The 18,931-nt window shown below is 53.2% G+C and carries 15 protein-coding genes and 1 riboswitch; of the genes, 7 read left to right on the top strand and 8 right to left on the bottom strand.

Annotated features, from left to right (window positions below; all coding sequences use genetic code 11):
* Positions 1-41 precede the first annotated feature (41 nt).
* Both J2I47_RS05270 and rpe read right to left on the bottom strand, forming a co-directional pair.
* Positions 42-1,472, bottom strand: coding sequence for an alpha-amylase family glycosyl hydrolase (locus J2I47_RS05270; RefSeq protein WP_207363502.1), 1,431 nt, complete (start codon positions 1,470-1,472; stop codon positions 42-44).
* A gap of 30 nt (positions 1,473-1,502) precedes the next feature.
* Positions 1,503-2,174 (bottom strand): ribulose-phosphate 3-epimerase, encoded by a 672-nt coding sequence (rpe, locus tag J2I47_RS05275; RefSeq protein WP_207363503.1) that lies wholly within the window; start codon positions 2,172-2,174, stop codon positions 1,503-1,505.
* Positions 2,175-2,290: 116 nt separating this feature from the next.
* Between rpe and ligA the strand changes: the two genes are divergently transcribed.
* Both ligA and dapA read left to right on the top strand, forming a co-directional pair.
* On the top strand, positions 2,291-4,387 hold the full coding sequence (ligA, locus tag J2I47_RS05280) for an NAD-dependent DNA ligase LigA (RefSeq protein WP_207363504.1): 2,097 nt from the start codon (positions 2,291-2,293) through the stop codon (positions 4,385-4,387).
* A gap of 177 nt (positions 4,388-4,564) precedes the next feature.
* On the top strand, positions 4,565-5,461 hold the full coding sequence (gene dapA, locus J2I47_RS05285) for a 4-hydroxy-tetrahydrodipicolinate synthase (RefSeq protein WP_207363505.1): 897 nt from the start codon (positions 4,565-4,567) through the stop codon (positions 5,459-5,461).
* Positions 5,462-5,595: 134 nt separating this feature from the next.
* Here dapA and J2I47_RS05290 read toward each other — a convergent pair whose 3' ends face one another.
* Together J2I47_RS05290 and J2I47_RS05295 are read right to left on the bottom strand one after the other, a co-directional pair.
* A complete protein-coding gene (locus tag J2I47_RS05290; protein ID WP_207363506.1) occupies positions 5,596-6,252 on the bottom strand; it encodes a CPBP family intramembrane glutamic endopeptidase in 657 nt (218 codons plus the stop codon).
* A 2-nt stretch (positions 6,253-6,254) separates the two neighbouring features.
* On the bottom strand, positions 6,255-6,764 hold the full coding sequence (locus J2I47_RS05295) for a thioredoxin domain-containing protein (protein WP_207363507.1): 510 nt from the start codon (positions 6,762-6,764) through the stop codon (positions 6,255-6,257).
* Positions 6,765-6,952: 188 nt separating this feature from the next.
* Here J2I47_RS05295 and J2I47_RS05300 point away from each other — a divergent pair, with 188 nt between their 5' ends.
* The 5 genes from J2I47_RS05300 to J2I47_RS05320 all read left to right on the top strand — a co-directional run bounded on the left by J2I47_RS05300 (position 6,953) and on the right by J2I47_RS05320 (position 13,431).
* Positions 6,953-7,684, top strand: coding sequence for a LytR/AlgR family response regulator transcription factor (locus J2I47_RS05300; RefSeq protein WP_207363508.1), 732 nt, complete (start codon positions 6,953-6,955; stop codon positions 7,682-7,684).
* Between the two features lie 333 nt (positions 7,685-8,017).
* Entirely contained in the window at positions 8,018-8,398 is a 381-nt protein-coding gene (locus J2I47_RS05305; protein WP_207363509.1) for an Xre family toxin-antitoxin system antitoxin, read from the top strand.
* A 107-nt stretch (positions 8,399-8,505) separates the two neighbouring features.
* Positions 8,506-8,955 carry an RES family NAD+ phosphorylase gene (locus J2I47_RS05310; RefSeq protein WP_207363510.1) on the top strand — a complete coding sequence of 150 codons (450 nt, stop codon included), beginning with the start codon at positions 8,506-8,508 and terminating at the stop codon, positions 8,953-8,955.
* 291 nt (positions 8,956-9,246) lie between these two features.
* A complete protein-coding gene (gene gyrA / locus J2I47_RS05315; protein WP_207363511.1) occupies positions 9,247-11,823 on the top strand; it encodes a DNA gyrase subunit A in 2,577 nt (858 codons plus the stop codon).
* Positions 11,824-11,964: 141 nt separating this feature from the next.
* Positions 11,965-13,431, top strand: coding sequence for a tetratricopeptide repeat protein (locus J2I47_RS05320; protein ID WP_229374298.1), 1,467 nt, complete (start codon positions 11,965-11,967; stop codon positions 13,429-13,431).
* Between the two features lie 273 nt (positions 13,432-13,704).
* Here the strand turns inward: J2I47_RS05320 and J2I47_RS05325 are convergent, their stop codons facing one another.
* The 4 genes from J2I47_RS05325 to J2I47_RS05340 all read right to left on the bottom strand — a co-directional run bounded on the left by J2I47_RS05325 (position 13,705) and on the right by J2I47_RS05340 (position 18,597).
* On the bottom strand, positions 13,705-14,853 hold the full coding sequence (locus tag J2I47_RS05325) for a DUF5074 domain-containing protein (RefSeq protein WP_207363513.1): 1,149 nt from the start codon (positions 14,851-14,853) through the stop codon (positions 13,705-13,707).
* Entirely contained in the window at positions 14,840-16,747 is a 1,908-nt protein-coding gene (locus J2I47_RS05330; RefSeq protein ID WP_207363514.1) for a TonB-dependent receptor, read from the bottom strand. Before J2I47_RS05330 ends, J2I47_RS05325 begins: the two co-directional genes overlap by 14 nt.
* A gap of 143 nt (positions 16,748-16,890) precedes the next feature.
* Positions 16,891-17,097, bottom strand: a riboswitch (cobalamin riboswitch).
* Between the two features lie 20 nt (positions 17,098-17,117).
* Positions 17,118-17,597, bottom strand: coding sequence for a helix-turn-helix transcriptional regulator (locus J2I47_RS05335; protein WP_207363515.1), 480 nt, complete (start codon positions 17,595-17,597; stop codon positions 17,118-17,120).
* 181 nt (positions 17,598-17,778) lie between these two features.
* A complete protein-coding gene (locus tag J2I47_RS05340) occupies positions 17,779-18,597 on the bottom strand; it encodes a 2,3,4,5-tetrahydropyridine-2,6-dicarboxylate N-succinyltransferase (protein ID WP_207363516.1) in 819 nt (272 codons plus the stop codon).
* Positions 18,598-18,931 lie beyond the last annotated feature (334 nt).

An 18,931-nucleotide genomic window follows, 5' to 3' on the forward strand; every position in this document is an offset into this window, starting at 1 on the left:
CCCAGCAAAGCAACCTTAGCCCTAGACGTTGAAGTATAAACTCAATTCGTTAGTACATGATATGCCCATGGCTTGAGTGTCAGCGACATATCGTTTTTAAGCTCCATTGGCGTCTGGGCGAACACATCGGTATATAAACCGGCGTAGGCACCCTCACCGAGTTTGATGGTCTGTGGCTGTCCGCTCAGGTTGATAATCACGGCCACATGGTCATTGTCTTTCTGCCGGTAAAAGGCGTACACCTGCGCATCGTGACCCGTGGGGATTTTTACCAGTGGCCCACCATGTTTTCCGTTCCACAACGCCCGGTTGCGGTGTTTCAGTGTCAACAATGATTTATAGAACATGGCTTCGCTGTAAGTACCCCAGCTGATCGGGTCTTTTTCGAAAAACTGTAGCCGCTTATTTAGTCCTGCTTCTGCTCCATTATATACTAGTGGCATGCCGTTGAATGTGCTCGTGAGTACGACAAACGCTTTGGCCCCGGGGCCAAATGACTCCGCCAGCGTACCGTTCCAGGTGTTCTCGTCGTGGTTTTGGGTGAATTGCATCTGGTAGGCCCAGTCGGGATATTCTTTTTGCCGTTGCGCCAGCAGCGTGTCGATCGCCAGGGCCGAGTGGGTGCCTTTGGCAATGTTTTTCAGCAGCGTGTGCATAGCCCAGCCGTAGTTCATGTTAAACGCTGTGCGGAAATGAGCCGGGTCGGCCTCCCATTCGGCCAGCATAAACACGGGTTTCACATCATCGAGAGCCGGACGCAGTTCTTTCCAGTAATCAGTGGGTACCAGCCCGGCCACATCCATGCGGTAGCCGTCGATATCGGTTTCGCGAAGCCAGTACGTCAGCACACTGGTCATGGCTTTGCGCAGTTCGGGCTTGCTGTAGTCAAGGTCCACCACGTCATCCCAGCCGGTGGGTTTTCCTTTCTCGTCGAGGGGTGAGGTCATCTTACCATTCACCGTCGTATACCAGTCGGGGTGCTGTTTGGTCCAGGGGTGGTCCCAGGCCGTGTGGTTGGGAATAAAATCAAGAATCACGCGGAGCCCCAGGTCATGGGCCCGCTTCACCAGCCGTTTCAGGTCGGCCACGGTTCCGTAGTCGGGGTTCACCGCCATGTAGTCGGCCACGGCATAGGGGCTACCCATCGAACCTTTCCGGTTTACTTTGCCCACCGGATAGATGGGCATCATCCAGACAATGTCAACGCCCAGTTCTTTAAGTCGGGGCAACTGTGTTTCCACAGAAGCCAGATCCCCCTTGGCCGAAAACTGCCGTACGTTTACTTCGTAGATGGTCGCATTTTTGGCCCATTCTGGTTCAGCTGGTTTGTCAGCGGTAGCCGTTGCTGTGCTGTCGGCCTCAGCCGTTGTAGAGTCAGAAGCTGGTTGGTTGTCGGTACGTTGCTGGTTGAACTTACAACCGGTAAAAAAAAGTGATAGGAACAGGGAGGCGTAAAGGACCTGATTCTTCATAGGAACGGTTTCGTTGCGGTGTCGGTAAAGTTAAGCCAGGAGGGGTTTTGAGGCAGTTTTTAATGTTTGAATGGCAGCCAGCGGATCGGGTGCGCCAAAAACGGAGGTGCCAGCCACGGCATAATGAGCACCTGCCGCAACGACCATGCCGATTGTATGAGTGTCAACGCCCCCGTCAACGCCGATAAGGGCCGGGCTGTGGGCTTCGGTCAGCAACCGGCGCAGTTTGGCCACCTTCGGAACGGACAAGGGTAATAATTTTTGCCCCCCAAAGCCGGGGTTGATGGTCATGATCAGCACCTGGTCAAATGCATCGGCAATGTCGATCAGGCTCTCTACGGGCGTTTGCATGTTTAGCGCTACCCCCGCCCGGCAACCCGCTTCCCGAATCTGCGTCAAGGTGCGGTGCAGGTGTGTACAGGCCTCGTAATGAACGGTGATGGCGGCGGCTCCGGCCTTGGCAAAGGCGTCGATGTAACGCTCAGGCTGCACAATCATCAGGTGAACGTCGAGGGGTTTGGTAGCGTGGCGGCGGATGGCCTCCATCACCGGAAAACCAAAGGAAATATTGGGTACAAACACGCCGTCCATCACGTCGACGTGAAACCAGTCGGCCTCCGAACGGTTAATCAGTTCAACGTCACGTTGCAGGTTGGCAAAGTCAGCCGCCAGGATCGACGGGGCAATAATTGGTGGGTTCATAATTCAGTAAAATTACTTTTTTTTGCCCAAACGCTGAAACGCCGCCATCTTCGTAAACCAATCCAGCCAGGTATCGAAGTCGCTGTTATAGCTCAGCTACGGGTGCCTTATTTTTCATGTCGCCACAAGACCGTATCCAGGAGCTGACCGATCAGCTCAACTATTATAACGATCAATATTACCAGCACAGCCAGTCGGTTGTAGACGATTACACCTTCGACAAACTGCTGGAAGAACTGCAAGCCCTTGAACAGCAGTATCCCGATGCCAAGCGACCCGATTCACCCACCTCGCGGGTCGGTGGTACCATAAGCAAGGAGTTCGCCACCGTCTACCACCGCTTTCCGATGCTGTCGCTGGGGAATACTTACAATGAAACGGACCTGATTGAATTTGACAACCGGGTGCGCAAAGGCCTGAACGGTGATGGGTACGAATACATCTGCGAACAAAAATTTGATGGCGTTGCCCTCAGCATGACCTACGAAAATGGTTTGCTGGTACAGGCCGCTACCCGTGGCGATGGCGTCCGTGGCGACGATATTACCCATAATATCCGCACCATCCGCACCATGCCGTTGAGGGTGAAGGAGGGAAGGGGGAATGCCACCTCCTCACGTTCCTCCGTTCCTCCCCTTTTTGAGGTGCGGGGAGAAGGGTTTTTGCCCCTGGCCGAATTTGAGCGGATCAACAAAGAACGCGAAGACATTGGCGAGCCACTACTGGCTAATCCCCGCAATGCAGCATCGGGCACGTTTAAACAGCAGGACTCAGCAGCAGTAGCCAAACGCCGGCTCGATTGCTTTATCTACTCGTTTCTTTCCGACGAACCCGTGTTTCAGACCCATGAAGAAAGCCTGATTACCCTGGCCGAGTGGGGCTTCAATATCTCACCGACCTGGAAGAAATGCACCAGTATTGACGAGGTTATGGCCTACATCGCCGAGTGGGATACGAAACGATTCACCCTGCCGCTCAACACCGATGGCATCGTGATCAAGGTAAACCGCTATGACCAACAGCGCGAACTGGGCTACACCGCCAAGAGTCCGCGCTGGGCCATTGCCTATAAGTTCAAGGCGGCAGCGGCGGCTACCACGCTCAACAGCATTACGTATCAGGTGGGGCGCACGGGGGCCGTTACCCCGGTGGCGCACCTATCGCCGGTGCTGCTGGCAGGGACGGTGGTGAAGCGGGCATCACTGCATAACGCCAACGAGATTGCCCGGCTGGGGGTAATGCTCGGCGACACGGTGTTCGTGGAAAAAGGCGGCGAGATCATTCCTAAAGTGACGGGCGTTGACCTGAGCAAGCGGCCCGAATCGGCCCGCGCCATCGAATACCCCACCGAATGCCCCGCCTGTGGAACGCCGCTGGTTCGGCAGGAGGGGGAAGCCCACTTTTATTGCACCAACGAGAAGCACTGTCCTCCGCAGCGGCAGGCCCGGTTCGAGCATTTTATCCAGCGCCGGGCCATGAATATCGAAAGCCTGGGCGAAGGTAAAATTGAGCTGCTCATTGAGCGGGGGCTGGTGGAAGAGCCTGCTGATCTGTACGACCTGACAAACGAAAAACTGCTGGGTCTGGAAAAGACATATCCCGCCACGCCCGTCGTTCATGCCGACGGTACGGAAGAGCCGGGCAAAGCGCGGACGGTGAAGTTCGGCCAGAAAACCGTTGATAATATTCTCACCGCTATTGACCGGTCTAAGTCGCAACCGTTTGGTAATGTGTTGTTTGCTATGGGGATACGGTACGTCGGCAGTACCACCGCCGACCGCCTTGTCGATTATTTTGGTTCGCTCGATGCGCTCATGGCGGCCCCCCTGGACACCCTGGCGGGCGTACCTGATGTAGGCCCCCGTATTGCCGAAAGTGCCTTTGCCTGGTTTCAGGATGAAGATAACCGGCGGTACGTAGCGCGGCTCCGGGCGGCGGGGCTACAGTTTGTTTCCGAGAAAAAAGTGGTGGCGCTGGAGAGCGATTCGCTGGCGGGTAAGACGTTTTTGTATACTGGCACCTTCACCAATTTCAGCCGCGAAGCCATGGAAGAGCGCATTGCCGCCAATGGTGGCAAACTGCTCAGCGGGGTATCGAAAAAGCTGAACTTCCTTATCGTTGGCGAAAACGCCGGACCGTCGAAAGTAGCCAAAGCCCAGCAGCTCAACGTGCCTATGCTCTCCGAAGACGAGTTCATGGCAATGCTGGGGTGAAGGGAGTTTAAGGTTCAACGTCTAAGGTCTAGGCGACCCCGTCTAACGTTGCTTCGCGCTTTGAGTTTAATGCGCGAAGCAACGTTAGACGGGGTCGCCTAGACCTTAGACGTTGAACCTTAAACTCCCTTCACCGAAAAGCCGTAACTTTGGGGTAATACAACCCCGTTACCGTACATGTCCTCTCTTTTTCATGGCGTAGGTGTCGCCATCGTTACACCCTTCAACGCCGACCATACCATCGACTTCGATGGCTTTGGCCGGGTTATCAACCACGTCTCGGAAGGGGGCGTGCGCTACTTCGTGCTGCAAGGCACCACGGGTGAATCGCCGGCGGTGACGAAGACAGAAAAGGCGCAGTTGCTCGACTACCTCAAAGCTAACAATCCGAAGCAGTTGCCCATCGTCTATGGCGTTGGCGGCAACGTAACGAGCGAGGTAGTGTCAGGCATGAAAGATGTTGACTTTCAGGGAGTTGATGCTATATTGTCGGTTTGTCCGTATTACAATAAACCCGGAAAGCGGGGTGTAATCGAGCATTTTACGCGCATTGCCGATGCCAGCCCTGTACCGGTTATTCTGTATAACATTCCGTTTCGCACGGGCATTAACATGAGTGCCGAAACGATTGTAGAACTGGCTCAGCACCCCAACATCATTGGGGCGAAAGAAGCCTCCTGCGTGATTGAGCAGTGCATGGAAATTGCCCGCGACAAGCCAGCTGATTTCCTGCTTATCTCTGGCGACGACGTACAGGGCGTTCCCATCATCAGCATTGGTGGGGTAGGGGTGATGTCGGTAATTGCCAATGCTTTCCCGGCCAAGTTCACCGCCATGATCGACGCGGCGTTGCAGGGTGATTTCAAAACGGCCAGCCATGAATTGGGCCATTTCCTGCGCATCGACCCGCTGCTCTACGAAGAAGGTAACCCCGTGGGGATCAAGAATATAATGGCTATCATGGGCCTGATTTCGCCCGAAGTCCGTCTGCCCCTGATGCGGGCGTCTGATGAGCTTGGTGAGCGCCAGCGGATTGTGTTGCAACAAGACCGGTTGCTGGAACTGGTGGCTTAACGTACGTATTTGGGTATCTCACGTGAAGTAAGCCAGCCAACGCGTCGCCCCGGTCACCACTTCCCATACGGTATCATGAGGCGGTAGTTCAAGGCGACGTTTCCGCCAACTGGTTCACCAACGCATCCGGCATCTCATTGAATTGTAGCTAGCTGAAGACCCATAAACACAGCCACTGATAGATTCAACACATCCACGACTAGGTGAGAAAGTATAGGGTAAACTAGTCGGCCATCCCGTAAATAGAACCACATCCAACAGACGCCCATCAAAAACGTCGTTACGCAGGTAGCCACCAACACCGGCCTGGCCGATAGCCAGTAAGCACCCCAGAGAAAATAATGGGAAAAGCTGAAGAGGGCGGCTGACAGCAAAATGCGCCCCCAGCGGGAGAGCGGCAGGTGGGTGAGCAAGCCACGCCAAAACGATTCTTCAAACCAGGGGTTAATCAGCGCAAACAAGCCGATGCCACCTAGCATTGGTAGGGACACCGCTTTTATGTTGAAGACAAACACGCCCAAGGGTAAGAGGGCTGGTATAACGACGCTGACCAAGAGAGACCAGGATGGCCGGGGCGATAGGCGGCTCATTAAGCCAATGGGGATACCCCAATACCGATTAGCAAACAAAATACTGGCACTAGTGGTAGCATAGTAGAGGCCAAAAGCGGGCAGCCAGGCCCAGCGCATGGGCAGTAGATGCACACTAAGCTCAATGCCCAGGCGGGTGAGAAGCAACACCACAAACGGCAAGGCAATCAACCGCCGGAGAGAAATGGTTGGAGTAGCCATCATCAGTTGTTAGCCTGTAGTTGCGTGATCGCGTGGACAACGGCGGTTAAGCGCTTCGGTGAGTAGGGGCCATCGTCAACGATGATTACGTGACCTATGCCGGTCAAGACAACCAGTCGGCAGGTCGTTTGCCCAAAGCCGTACGAGTCAGCTACGCGGTTGTTCCAGTTGATTAAGATGGGCTTAGCCTCTGCAAAAGCCCGGCGAACAACGCCCTGAAGCAGCTTTGGCACCCAACCCGTGCAGGCAACTGTCAGCAGCCGGACAGGGCGGGTTACCTGCAACAGGGCCGTAACCCACTGCTGGGCTTCGGCCCGGCCCGACCGGCCGGCAAACACTATAATGACTGGGGTATTGACTGGAAAATCCAGCGTGGTAGTTTGACCGAACTGATCGGCCAAGGAAAACCTCGGAGCTGATTCACCAGCCCGGAGTTGAGCCAGGGCTTTCTGCCGGTTCAGTAGGCAGATTACCAGTAGACAAACAAGCCGCCAGTAGGCAGGTCGGGGCAATTAATTCATCATGATACACATAGAAGCGATAGCCGTTGGACAGCGACTGGCCCAAATGTGGATAGCCCAACTTGCCGTTGTCAAGTGTAGAGTGGCCAATGCACTTGACTAGTGACTAAGTGCATTGCTCCCTAATTATCTTTGTTAAACGAGCAATGGAGCAGCGCATGGGGCTAGATCGATTTTAGATGCGAAACGCATTGGCCTTAACGGCTTTGCTGATGGCTATCTACCTGCTCGACGTGTATGCGGTGAACGCCCGAAAAGGTTGGATGGCCTGGTCGCCTTACGCCTTCCTAGTCTTGCTTTATGGCTGGCTTGTGTTTCACAATCGGGTATTATTTGAGGGCCTGTACCAACAGGGCAAACGTCGCCAGTATGCGTACTGGACAGCGTTGGCGCTCAGCGTGGGGACGATTAATATCTGGCTAATTCTACGGTTCGGTTTTGGGCTCTGGCCTATCCCTATCCTGATTAAATACTATTTATTCACGCTTACGGGGCTGGGCGTTTATGTACTCTTCCGCCAGTTAGTCCCATTTGCTAACCGAGCCGCTCAGGCTACCGCCTCGGTTAGCAACCTTCCCCGTTATCTGCTCACTGTTCAGACTGATCGTAGGCGGCACGAACTGAACGCCCATGACATTCGCTACCTGGAAAGTTTGGAAAACTACGTGCGGGTCATAACAGCTGGCCCCAGCTATTTAATGCGGAGTACCCTCAAGCAAGTTGAAATAGACTTAGCTGGCAGCGGCTTTTTACGCATCAGTCGATCACACCTGATAAACCCTCAGTTTATTTCTCGCTGGCAGGGAGATGAAGTGACCATCAACGGACAAGTTCTACGCATTGGTCGGACGTATAAACAATACGTGATCGGGCAACTTCGTCAGCTACCCCTGCCTAACCTGGTGCATTGACATCCCGCCTTCTGGTCTGATTCGATATCGGTTAAGTAGTGACCAACGCTAAACAAGTAAGGTGTTTCTGAGTAACCAGTTGGCTTTCGTTGCCAGTACCAGGCAGCTCACTGGCTGTTGGCCAACGCAGGCGTTAGGCAGTGGCTGGCCGTGGTCGCTACAGGTTCTGGAGGCAGTACTGATTTTTTCTCTCACCAGCTCCTGAACAATAAGACAAATTTCCGTGTTAATCAGACAATTGTCTATATTTGTCGTAACCTGTTTGGCGGAGTACCACTCCGCTATCAGTACAGTTCACCGCGGAGCACCACTTCGCTAAACCGTAAACTCAGCATGGTTCAGGATCGAAACAGATTGGTGTTGGCGGCCTTACAGGGTATACCCGCACTGCTTTTTTTTAACGTGGCTGACCAAACCGGCTACCGGCGAGAACAGGTGGCCGACGTGTTCGACACGTCGCTCAAGACGTTTCAGCGTTATGAACGGGAGCACCGCAACCTTAATCCGCAGGATAGTGAGAAGGTGCTGAAAATGCAGGCTCTGTTCAGTCGTGGGGCCGAGGTGTTTGGTTCTTCCGAGGCGTTCAGGCGGTGGATGGACAAGCCCGCGTTTGGCCTGGGTAATCAGGTGCCTTTTTCACTACTGCGCACGTCGGGCGGTATTGATTTAATCATGGACGAACTAGTCCGCATCGACTTCGGCGACCTGGCTTAACGTAATGTAAAAAGTCTTCTGTTTACTGTCGTCCGTCTTCTGTTGCTTTGCAACCGGGGGCAAATGCGGAGCAACAGAAGACGGACGACAGTAAATAAATAACCCACTTGGAGGTATACCGAATTACGCGAGCCATCTATACCGACCGGCTGATGGCATCGGGTGGGGTAGCGCGCTGGAACACGCGGGGTCGGTTTGTGATTTACACGGCGGGTAGCCGCGCCCTCGCCTGTCTCGAAAACGTGGTGCACCGTAGCGGTGAGGGCCTGCAGGACTTATTTCGGGTCATGGTCATTCATATTCCTGACCGGCTATCCGTGCAGACTATTTTGCCCGCCGACTTACCTGACAACTGGACTGATTACCAGAATTTTGACGTATGCCAGCAGCAGGGCGAAAACTGGTTGCTGGCGGGCACGTCGGCGGTGTTGCGGGTGCCGTCGGTGATCGTGCCGCAGGAGTGGAATTACCTGCTCAACCCCGCCCATCCTGACTTTGCGGCCATCGAGCTGCTGCGCACGGAACCCTTTTTTTTCGACCCCCGCCTGAAGGCGTAAGGCAGGTCAGCGCTGATTTTTTAATCCACTATATAGCGTTCATTGTCCAGCGCTGCTAAGGCTGTTTTAGAAAACGACTAATTGTATTTCGGAAAGAATATAGCTACTGTTCCACGGATTGGTAATCAGCAGGATAGGGGGGAGGTATTTTTTGTCAAACAAGGCTTCTTACGCGTGATTCTAGGCTATATCTTTTAATTTACCCGGAAAAATTGTATATTTGTGTATAGCCGCTTGCTGTGAAACGCTACGGCCAAAATTGTAAATTTTCGCGAAATCCCCCTTCCGTTTATGGCAGATCAAGCTCCCGAAATGGAGAACCCCAGCAACGTAGTCCCGATCAATATCGAAGACGAAATGCGCGGTGCCTACATCGACTATTCTATGTCGGTGATTATTTCTCGGGCCTTACCCGACGTACGCGATGGCCTCAAGCCCGTACACCGCCGCGTCCTCTTCGGTATGGCCGAACTGGGTGTCAATTATAACAAACCACACAAGAAATCAGCCCGTATCGTGGGCGAGGTGCTGGGTAAATACCATCCCCACGGCGACTCATCTGTTTACGATACCATGGTGCGGATGGCCCAGGATTGGTCGCTGCGTTACCCCATGGTTGACGGGCAGGGGAACTTCGGGTCCGTAGATGGTGATTCGCCGGCGGCCATGCGGTATACCGAAGCGCGCCTGAAGCGGATTGCCGAAGAAATGCTGGGTGATATCTACAAGGAAACCGTTGATTTCCAGCCCAACTTCGACGATTCGCTGGAAGAGCCAACCGTCATGCCCGCCAAGTTGCCCAACCTGCTGCTCAACGGCTCGTCGGGTATTGCCGTGGGTATGGCCACCAACATGGCCCCCCATAACCTGTCGGAAGTGGTCGACGGTATCACGGCTTACCTGGATAACAACGACATCACGGTTGACGAGCTGATGAAGCACGTGGTGGCTCCCGATTTCCCAACGGGCGGCACCATCTTTGGCATGAGCGGCGTGCAGTCGGCCTTCCGCGAAGGCCGGGGGCGCGTGGTGATCCGGGCCAACGCGACCATTGAAGAACACAAAGGCAAAACCCAGATCATCGTCACGGAGATTCCGTACATGATCAACAAGTCGGTGATGCTGGAGAAAACGGCCGACCTCATCAACGAAAAAAAGATTGAGGGTATTTCGGCGTTCCGCGATGAATCAGACCGCGATGGTATGCGGGTGGTGTATGACATCAAGCGCGATGCCAACGCCAGCGTAGTGCTTAACAACCTATACAAGCACACGGCCCTGCAATCGTCGTTCAGCATCAATAACGTGGCTCTGGTGAAGGGCCGCCCCATGATTCTGAACCTCAAAGACATGATGCGCTATTACGTAGAGCATCGGTATGAGGTAATTACGCGTCGCACCCAGTATGAACTGCGCGAGGCCGAAAAGCGGGCGCACATCTTGCTGGGTCTGCTCATCGCCCTTGATAATATTGACGCGGTGATCAAGCTGATCCGTGGTTCGCGCGATGCCGACGTGGCTCGCAAAGGACTGATGGAGGACTTTGCCTTGTCTGATGCCCAGGCGAAAGCTATTCTGGAAATGCGCCTCCAGCGCCTGACGGGCCTGGAACGCGCTAAAATCCAGGCAGAGTATGACGAACTGATGCGTGCTATTGCCGACTATAACGAGATTCTGGCGTCGGATGAGCGGAAGCGGCAGATTATCAAGATCGAGCTGGCCGACCTCAAAGACCGTTACGGCGATCCCCGTCGCACGCAGATCAACGCCCTGGCCGATGGTGACATCGACGACCTGTCGCTGATCGACGACGAGGAAATGATCATTACGATCTCGCACGAAGGCTACATCAAACGCACGCCGCTGACGCAATATCGGCAGCAGGGGCGGGGTGGTACCGGCTCGAAAGGAGCCACCAGCAAAGACGGCGACTTTACCGAGCATCTGTACTCGGCTTCGATGCATAACACCCTGCTGATTTTTACGCAGAAAGGGCGCATGTACTGGCTTCCGGTGTATAAGCTGCAGGAAGGTGCCCGCGATGCCAAGGGTAAGCCGCTGCCCAACTACATTCAGATTGAACAGGATGATAAAGTGCGGGCGGTGATCAACGTGAAAGACCTGGGCAACCCGGACTATATCAACAACAACTACATTGTGATGTGTACTGAGCAGGGCACGATCAAGAAAACGTTGTTGGAAGCCTATTCACGGCCCCGTCAGAGTGGTATCATCGCGATCACGATTGACCAGGAAGATCGTCTGCTCGACGTGGTTTTGACCAACGGTAGTAACGAAATTGTGATTGCCTCGCGGGCGGGTAAAGCCGTTCGGTTCAACGAACGCGGCGTTCGGCCCATGGGTCGTACGGCGGCCGGGGTGAAAGGCATCACGCTTGATGAATCACAGCCCGACGATAGGGTAGTGGGCATGGTGTGCATTGGTAGCCCTGATGCGCAACTGCTCGTGATTTCGGAAAACGGCTATGGCAAACGGTCGCCTATCGACGAGTATCGGATCACAAACCGCGGCGCTAAAGGCGTTGGTACACTGAAGGTGACGGAAAAAGTAGGTGCCCTGGTGGGTATTCTGGAAGCCTCAGATACCGTTGACCTGATGGTCATCAACCGGTCGGGCATTTTGCTGCGGACGCCTGTACGGGAAATCAACGTGATTGGCCGCAATACACAGGGTGTTCGCGTGATCAAGCTCCGTGAAGGCGACGCTATCTCGTCGGTAACAACGGTGGTGCAGGATGACCTGGATGAGGATGGAGGTGTGACCAGTACGTTAACCGACGGCCCATCTGACGGCGTGGTTGAGGTAACAGATAGCCCAGATGAAGTTTCTGCTTCGTCGGCAGAATAGAGCGCGTGTGTACCAGGTAACGAAACCGAGTCGCTGGGATTAAACCGGCGACTCGGTTTTGCGTCTAAAAACAGAAGGAAATGTGTAATTTCGTTCTTAGTTTCAAAATCAACCCAATAAGTACGCTACATGGCACAATCCATGAAACAAGTCCTGATCCTATCGGCCGCCTCGCTGTTTTCGTTGACAGCTATGGCCCAGAACAAAGCGATTCTGTTGAAAGAGCAGGGTGCGCTCGATAAGGCCAAAACAGAAATCGACGCCAACGTGGCTGAGCCTAAACTGTCGGGTAAAGCCAAAACCTGGTATACCAAAGGGCAGATTTATGAAGCCATTGCCTTGGATCCAAAGCTGAACACGCTCGATTCAAACGCCGCGATGGTGGCCTATGAGTCGTATAAAAAGGCCTTGGAAGTAGAGCCGAATGGTGGCAAAATGGGCAAAGAGATCAACGAAGCCCTGACGGGTAAGATGATGTATTCGGCCATGATGAACCAGGGGGTTCGGAAATACCAGGCTAAAAATTATGATGCAGCTTATGCCGCTATGTCGATGGCTGCCCAGATTAATCCTGCCGATACCACAGCACCTATGTATGCGGGTATCAGTGCCCAGCAGGCAATGAATGCGAAAGGGGAGGGGGCAAACAAAGCCACCTATATGACCCAGACGAAAGAGCAGTTTGAGAAATATGGTGCCAACGGTGGTCGCGACGCTACTATCTGGGCTTCACTGGCGCAGATGTATAACAACGACAAAGAAACCGACAAAGCCCTGGCTACGCTCGATAAGGCGTTGAAAGTGCTACCGGGCAATCGTGATCTTAATGCCACCCGCGTGAGTATCCTGCAATCGTCGGGCCGGGTAGATGACGCCATCGCCAGCATGAAGGATTACTATGATAAGAATCCGACCGACGTGCAGTCGGCGCTGAACCTGGCTATCCTGTACGACAATAAAGCCACTGAGTATGAGAAGGAAGCCAAAAAAGCACTCGACTCGGGTAAGAAAGGTGGTCAGCTGAGCAAGAAAGTGGCCGACGAAAAGGCGGTACTAGACACGTACAATGCTGAGGCAGCCCGTTTGGCAGGTGCCATCAAGAAGCAACCCAAAAACGCCGAACTGAAACGTCAATTGACCGACTTGCAGGCTAAAGTAGTTGAGCAGAAAAAGAAAATGGCTGATCTGGACGCTCAGATGAAAGAAGAAGCCGCTAAAGGAGTAGATGGTGCCGCCATGCAGAAAAACGCGGGTGAGCTAACCAAGAAAGCCACCGAGACCCGTGAACTGTCGAAGGGTTACTACAACAAAGTGCTGGCTACGGATCCCAATAACTTCGAAGCTAACTTTAACCTGGGCGTATATTACTTCAACGAAGGTGCCGAGATGAAGCGCGAAGTTGATAACATGAGCATGGCTGATTACACGAAAAACGGCAAAGAAGTAGAAGGCCGCGTTTGTGGCAAATTCAAGCAGGCATTGCCGTACTTCACGAAAGCAAAATCGGTGAAAGCTGATGACAACTCGTTGAATACATCGCTTGAGCAATTAGAAACGATTCTGAAGCAATTTGAAGGCAAGAACATTGCCTGTGTAGAATCGAAATAAGCCGTAAGGGTAAGGGCGCTGATAAAAGGCGCCCTTATTTTATCATCATCTACTTAACATAATATAAATTATACAACTCAACTGGTGTAGGTTAGCCATCCTGTGTGAAGACCTTATCCACGTGAAACGTTAACGTACTACTAGAGAAAGACTTAGGTGGCCAAATAGGGCTATACACCCTGTATAGGGGGTTCTGCAGCGGCACGAAGTAACCCTGGTACCCATGAAAAAGCCCGCCTGAAGCGGGCTTTTTGTGAAAGAGCCAACCCGTGCCTACTTGAAGTAAAACCCGTTTGGCGCAATACCCACCTTAGCCGAATCAAGCAATACACCTGTAGCCCGGTACCGCACCACCGTGCCGCCCCGGTTGAAATCTTTTGCGTCGCCACCGTAGATAATGTTCGTGGCCGGGTCAACGCCAAGGCCGTAGAAACTTCGGTTGATGAGTGGCCTGTCTAATGGAATGCTCGTGGCGGCAGCAGGTGTGCTGTACACGGCCCCACCGAAGGTAAAGTACAGCGTTTTGGTGGTGTTATTGAACACCATGTTGCCTGGATTATCGAGCACAGGTTTTCCTCCAATCGTGACGCGGCTGACGATCTGGCGCGTGGTTGGATTGATTCTTATCAGCTCAGCGGTGGTGGGCACCAGTTTATTGGTCGTATAATCAAAGGCATACTTGCCACTGCACAACACATATACCACGTTGTTGTCCGGGTCGTAGGCCATCGACGTTGGCCGGTCGCCAACGGTAATGGTCGTTACTACCTGATCGGTATCGGTATTGATGACTGACACGGTATTATCAACGCCAAACCCGCCGGAATTAGCTACGAAGACTTGGTTGCCGGCTAGTACAAGCTGCTCCGGACCGCCGCCTACCGTAATCTGCTTAAATGCCTGTCGACCGGCCAGGTCAACAACGGCCACGTTGGGCCCTACTGTTTTGCCCCCCCAGCAACTTACGTACGCTTTAAGGTACTGCCCATTTTGGGGCGGCGCGGCGACCATGTAGCGGGGTTGCTCAACGGCTAGCTGGGCGGCGCTTATCCCCTTCTGAATGGTACCGATGTTGCGAAACGTGCTGCTTTCCACTACTTCTACCTTGTCGCTGTTGTTCACGACGAGATACCCTTTTCCGCCGATTTCAATATATGACTGTAGCACATCGCCAAGGGGACGATCATTGACCGCCGAAAAGATGTTGGGGGCCGTAACCTGCCCGGTTTGGGCGTTGAGCAAGCTGACGGAAGCGTTTCCTTTCTTAAACGCCCCTTCTTCCATAACCAGGACTCCCGATTCAAACGGCTCAGTACGGACAGGCTCAGTAACCGAACAACTCTGTAGAATAAAAAAGCCCGCCGTAGCCAATAGGGCAACACAGCCGGAACGGCCCAGAGGCCTTGTATTAGTGAAATGCATAAGCAAGTTGCAGCCGCCCGTTAAGACCGGGCATGGCCTTGTTTTCAATGGTTTGATAAATAGACTGGGTAAGATTGTTAACCTGTAGGCTTCCCGTGAAACCCGGCAGCTGGGTAAAGCGATGATGTAGCTGAGCGTTGACGAGCCAGAACGCCCGCAGCGAATGCCCGTGGTCGGCCTGTGTGGCCTGGGCACCCGTGTAGCTAACCTGCCCCCCTATTGTCCAGGCTTTGTGGGTAACTGAGTGTTGACTGTTAATGACCCACACGGGTGCGTAGGGCAATTGTAATCCCAGGGTAGAGGCATCCTGCACGGCAGGGCCAGCCACTTCATTTACCCGTGTATAAGCCAGATTAAGGCCGTTTTGCCAGGTAAATGCCCCTTTTTTAACCGTATAGGTAACCTGACTTTCCAGTCCCCGGCTGCGTACCACCTGCACATTACGGGGTGACCAGTAACCGGCGTTAGCCTGGGGTAGCCACAGAATCCAGTCGTGAATCAGCGTATGGTAGGCTGTCAGCAGCAGCCGGAGGGATTGGTTGGGACGAGGAGTTCGTTCAAGGGTAAAGCCTCCCTCCTGACTCCAGCCGCTTTCGGGTCGTAACGATTCGTTACCCCCCGGTCGCCAGAAACGGTCGTTGAGCGTGGGCATCCGGTAAGTACGGCTTAAGTGCAGGCGACCCGTGAGCGAAAAGCCGGGGCGGTCCACGAGGCGGTAGGTAGCGCCCAAAGCGGGTACAGGTGGTGGGGAAAAGCCACTCGCCCACCCCTGCCTAAACTGGCCTGTTACGGTAAGGCGAGGGGTTAGTATGCCCGTAAGCAGCGCATACCCATCGGCCCGCGTCTGGCTCTGCTGTCCCTGGTAGGCTGCAATCTGGCCCATGGCCATAATGGATTCTGCCCCCACCCGGATCGTCCAGCCGGGGTTGGTGACCTCTTGAGCGTGCAACGACCAGGTTTGCTCTGCCCGCACTACAAATTGCCGGGTGGTTGAGGGTTCGTCAAGATGAGCAAGGGGGCTAACGTAGCGTAAATAGTCCTGGATGAAGCCCAGTTGTACGAGCCATTCCCGTTTGCTCTGCCCGCCCGATAGTTGTGCCGTCAGTCGCAGACTCTCGTCTTGTTGCCGCTCCCCCGTAGTCGATTCACCAATGCCCGGCTGAAGATAGCGGTCAGCCGATTGCCACCAGCCGTGCAGGGCCAGCAGCGAATGGCTGGTCAACTGCCCGAAAATGGATTGGGTAATGGCCCATTGCCGGATACCCGCGTTGGTTTGTTCTTCGATGGGTTTGCCAAAACGGGATAGATTCTGATACGGAAAGTTATTGGCCAGTGTCAGGCCGTAACTGCCCGTTTGCCCCGACCACCGCCCCGACCTGCTACCATAGCGCAGGGTTACTTGACCAGCATATCGGCCGAAGCTGCCGACATCAGCCATAACAGCACCACGAAGGCCCGGTGTCCAGCTGGGTGTCGTTTGCAAAGCAAGCACCCCCGATACCGCATCGGCCCCGACTACGGTATTGTAACTCCCCGTTTGCAGACTGAGTCGGTTAAAGGCAATGCCCGGAATTAAGGCTAAATCCTGTTGCCCAAGCATGGGCGAGCTTAGGGGTAAACCATTCCAGTTGACTGTACTATGTGACGGTCCTGTTCCCCGAACCGACAGGGTGCTCAACATGCCGTTGCCATAGTTGCGTACAGATACCGGTAGCACAGTGGGTAAGGCATCGGCCAGTGAACGAAGATTGGTTAGTTGTAACAGGCTGCTGTCTGTCTGCCAGGTGCCCAGGCCCACGGTAAGTGTCGGCTGCACGCGGTCAACTACCTGAACCGTATCGAGCCAGATGGATTGACGTACCTGTCCCAGTACCAGGTGAGCAAACAGGATCATGCCAGTTAATAAACCTGACACAACCCCTAACCGGATACGACAGCCATACACTGCTGACCGAACCACTCCATCCTCGTGCATAACCACGGCTACCCTTGCGGGAGCCACTAAGCATCAGCAGACGGCTTTCACCCGAAACCAGTCTGACGGTTTATGACGTGGCAGGTCTCCTGGCTTGTTCAATTGGTTGCACGGCCTTCCCATCCGGACTACCAGATAGTGGCGTTGTAGCATGGGCAACCAACGTAATTGAACCTACAGTTGCGGGGACAGCACCGGCTTTTGACGGTTTCCCTTTTCAGCCCGGTCGTTCAGAATAAACGGCGGGCACCACGGCAATTGGCTGCAAAGGTACGGAAAGAAAAAGTGCCTAGGCAGGGGTGTATTCGCGGAAGGTGCCGTCGGTGTAAAAAATGAGGATCCGGTCGATCTGTTTACCGGCTATCGGACTAACATCCGCTGATTGCTGTAGCGATCCTTCAGATACGGCAATCGGTTTTGGAACGTTTGGTCTGTTTACGGAGGCTGATCGTTCGGTATTGATATCGCTAGGCGCTACTAAGGGTCGCTCAGTACGGGTTTGTCCGCGGGTAACATCCAGGCGGCCTGCCGTTGAATCAGCAGTGGGTGCTTGTTCGGTTAACAATTGTACATCATCATCCAGAAACCACTCGTAGTTGAATTCCGGAAATCGCCGGACTATCTTTTGAATGATGTCGAGGCTGGGCCGATTCCGACCAGAGAGAATATGGGAGATACTGGACCGTTGCACCCCAATATCATCAGCCAGATACGATGGAGACAAGTTTTTGGTGAGCAGTACCTGTTTAATTTTGTCATTGATTGACATGTGTAACTAGCAGATTGATAACACACAAATGTAAATGACTAATGTAAATTTAACAAATGTAAACCTTGATAAAAAAGAAACCCCGACTTAACAAATGTAAATCGGGGTTAACCTGACCAATAAGTTCCGTGTTACAATTGTACTGCGCCTTTACGAAGCAGCATCAGAAACGCTGGCTTGGTTAAACAGCTACGTTGTTCTCCCGCAACGCATCATTCAACGATGTTTTCAAATCGGTGGAGGCTTTGCGTTGACCGATGATTAGCGCGCACGGAACCTGAAAATTGCCGGCTGGGAATGACTTGGTGTAGCTACCCGGAATGACTACAGAATTAGCAGGTACTAAACCCTTATATTCTTTAGGTTCGCTACCCGTCACGTCGATCACTTTTGACGATCCTGTAATGGTTACGCCTGCTCCCAGAACGGCTCGCTCGCCTACCCGGGCACCTTCCACAACAATGCAACGTGAGCCAATGAATGCACCATCACCGATGATAACAGGAGCCGCTTGGGGCGGTTCCAATACGCCGCCAATACCTACGCCGCCACTTAGGTGAACATCACTGCCAATCTGAGCGCAGCTACCTACCGTTGCCCAGGTGTCGACCATGGTACGCTCGCCTATGTAAGCACCTATGTTTACGTACGACGGCATAAGAATTGCCCCCGCAGCAATGAAAGCACCGTAACGAACAGTGGCTGGTGGCACCACCCGAACGCCGGCGGTAGCGAAGTCTGTCTTGAGAGGAATTTTGTCATGGTAATGAAAAATGCCGACTTCCTGGGCCTGCATTGGCTGGCTCACGAAGTAAAGAAGGATGGCTTTTTTAATCCACTCATTTACCTGCCACTCCCCTCCCATTATAGGTTCTGCTACGCGTATATTTCCGTAATTCAACTCGCGTATAACGGTGTCAATGGTGTGTTTGTATTCTGGATTTGAGAGCAAACTTCTGTCCTGCCAAACTGCTTCGACGGCAGTGATGTGTTGGTTCATAATATAAAGTGAAACTAGAGTTGCAAGTTGCTAAACGATTGATAATCAGCAAGTAATTGTTGAATGCAAAACCCAAAAGCAAATTTTATTTTGTTATGATTCGCATAGAGGATCCATTACAAGATAAATCTATTTGCCTGTTTGCAAAATGAATGCTGACGTAACAAATATAAAGGGTAACGGTCCATATAAGATAGTGTCTCAAGAGTTGGCTACCATAGAGATATACCACTTGTAAGGCTGTTGCCCAATGCCTCCTCTCCTATTAATACAATTAATGCCTTCCAAATCTTATGCCTATGATCATGTAATGAATCTGGCAGGTTGAAGTGTT

Origin of the sequence: Fibrella rubiginis (assembly GCF_017353185.1) — a bacterium.
GTDB classification, from domain to species: Bacteria; Bacteroidota; Bacteroidia; order Cytophagales; family Spirosomataceae; genus Fibrella; species Fibrella rubiginis.